This window comes from Methanobrevibacter sp., from assembly GCF_045646045.1.
Lineage (GTDB): Archaea > Methanobacteriota > Methanobacteria > Methanobacteriales > Methanobacteriaceae > Methanocatella.
Map to the genome: position 1 here is coordinate 1 of NZ_JAZRJY010000133.1, position 2384 is coordinate 2384.

The following is a 2384-nucleotide window of genomic DNA, read 5'->3' on the forward strand; positions in this document are numbered from 1 at the left end:
GCCAATAAAATCGACAATGCACTTAAAAACCAGTACAACAGACTGTTCTATTCAGGAGTCATTGTTTTTGACAGACAGAGGATACTGTCACATGACCAGTTTGAATATTTCATAAAAAAAGAAAAATTAAGTGAAATCTATTAAAAAACGAAATCATTTAATTTTTTTGATTTCCCTGAACAATTTCTTGTGTGTAGAAATAAGATGCAATACCAAAAATACAAGACTGATAACTGCAGAGGATTTGTGAATGTGGGACATACTGAAGTTTCCAACTTTTATGCTTTTCCATGATTCTCTGCTGCAGAAAATACCTGAAATGATTGTTACGAGTAGGGAAATAAGCAATCCTATGTTTATGATAAGGTCCAATGCTCTTTTAAGATTATATTTTCCTTTAAATATAGCTTTAAAGTAGTTTTTATGCAGTTTTATATGATATATTATTAAAAAGAGCAATCCTATTCCCAAAACTTGATGAAGCATAATAGGAAGGCTAACGAATTCCAGTATTATTGTAATAACCATTAGAATGTCCACAGTAATTCTTTTCATCAAATCATCCCCATATTATATTTTATCAGTCGGATTATTTATATTTTTAGCTCTGCCTAAATATTTTAATCATTAAATTTGAATTATTTTTTTGAAGCCACAACGCAGCCTTTCAAATCATAGATTGGCATTTCAAGTTTCAGGTCAAGTACCCTGACGAGAGCTTCAACACCAATGCGCCCGTTAGGAATGTACTGGTATGTGGATTTAGGAATAAGAATTATTCCGCCGGTTTTTACCTTTTTGATAATCTTCAATATCAGATAGGCTATAATATCGTCATTTTCATCGATAATGCTTTTATCAAGGTTTACTACAACGCAGTCGAATTCACTGTTTATGCTGTCAATCTCATCGGGACGAACCTGCAGCATGTCAATATTTTCAAAGATATAATCGGTTACAAGAAGCGTAGGGTCATATGCATGAACCATATCCAGAATGCTTTTAACCTCACTGTAATCTTTTTTTATTTCAATTTTCTTATTGTCATTACCGCTTAAAACAAGCTGGAATGCATAATTTTCAATGTTTCTAAGGAAATTCAAATCCTTTTGAAGAGTGAATCCGTCAGGATGGGTTAGATAAATTGCTCCTCCTGTGGTTTCAAGGTTCTGGGTTCTGACAAAGAATTTGGCCTCATCGTCAAGTTCCTGTGAAGTCTTGTAATGGCTTTTCAGCTTGTTGCTCATGTATTTCATCGGTGATGATTCGGCAACAACGTCTTTTGGAACTATCAGATATTTAATGGCTCCGTATTCATAGAGTTCATATCCCTGATTTCTTTTGTAATTGAATTTTTCGGGATTCAGGTATGAATCTAGAATGCTGTCTGTTTCGTGCTGACCTGAAATCCTGTCAAGATACTTAGCATCCATCGAGGAGCCCATCGGACGGCAGTTTACTTCAATAAGAACAGGTCCCTTTTCATCAACGAGATATTCCCCATGAACACCGCCGTATTTTATTTCAAGAGCATCCAGAACATCATATACATATTCAATCAGGTCAGATTCTCCAAGGCTGAGTTCATTAATGGTTAATGTAGACTCAAGAACATGGTCTCCGCTTGGAGTAAAGGTCTTTATATGCTCCCACATGGTAGTTATTCTGTGACTGCCGTTGCATGAAACGGTATTAACTATATATTCCTTTCCTATGATACGTTCCTGGATAATGAACTTGTTAATCTTATCCCCATAGTAGTTTTCATATGTAAAGAGTTCCTCAAGTGAATCGATGACTTCAGTTCTGTTGCTGCACATTTTAAGTCCTACAGCCCCTGCACTGTAAACCGGCTTTATGACGACTTCATCCAAATTTTCCTCGTCATAGAATTGAAGTGCTTCTTCTATGGAGCTTACGGCTTTTCCCCTGATGCATCTGAGACCATATTCTGCAATCTTTTCCTGCATAGTGTCCTTTAGGGTATATGCATCCAGGTTTTCTATCGGGTTTCCCAAAAGACCTAAATCATGAGACAATTGTGTAGCAAGCACGACTCCTCTTTCAGAGGCAGGAATGACAAGAATGGGATCATATTTTTTTACAAGCTCAAGTGTTTCATCATATGACTCCTTTTCATTTATCACTTCAAAATCATCATCAATTTTGGCCATATCACTCATAACAAGTTCACAATATGATTTGGCTTTTTCTGATTCATCAATCTTTGTATTCAAAACTACAGGATTGTAATTTCTGTTTTTAATATCGGCAATATAATTTGTTCCCGTTGACCGGCATTCCACAACTATAATATTTTTCATAGATTCACTTCCCTATAATAACTTCTGTTTAAATTGATATAAAAATTTAAATGCAATTTT

2 protein-coding genes are annotated in these 2384 nt (G+C 35.2%); both read right to left on the bottom strand.

Annotation, left to right across the window (positions count from 1 at the left end):
• Positions 1-153 precede the first annotated feature (153 nt).
• A complete protein-coding gene (locus tag ACKI5C_RS08840; protein WP_407432773.1) occupies positions 154-555 on the bottom strand; it encodes a DUF4405 domain-containing protein in 402 nt (133 codons plus the stop codon).
• Between the two features lie 83 nt (positions 556-638).
• The gene (locus ACKI5C_RS08845) at positions 639-2324 is read right to left on the bottom strand and encodes an ATP-grasp domain-containing protein (RefSeq protein WP_407432774.1); all 1686 of its coding nucleotides are present in this window, start codon (positions 2322-2324) and stop codon (positions 639-641) included.
• Positions 2325-2384: the final 60 nt, after the last annotated feature.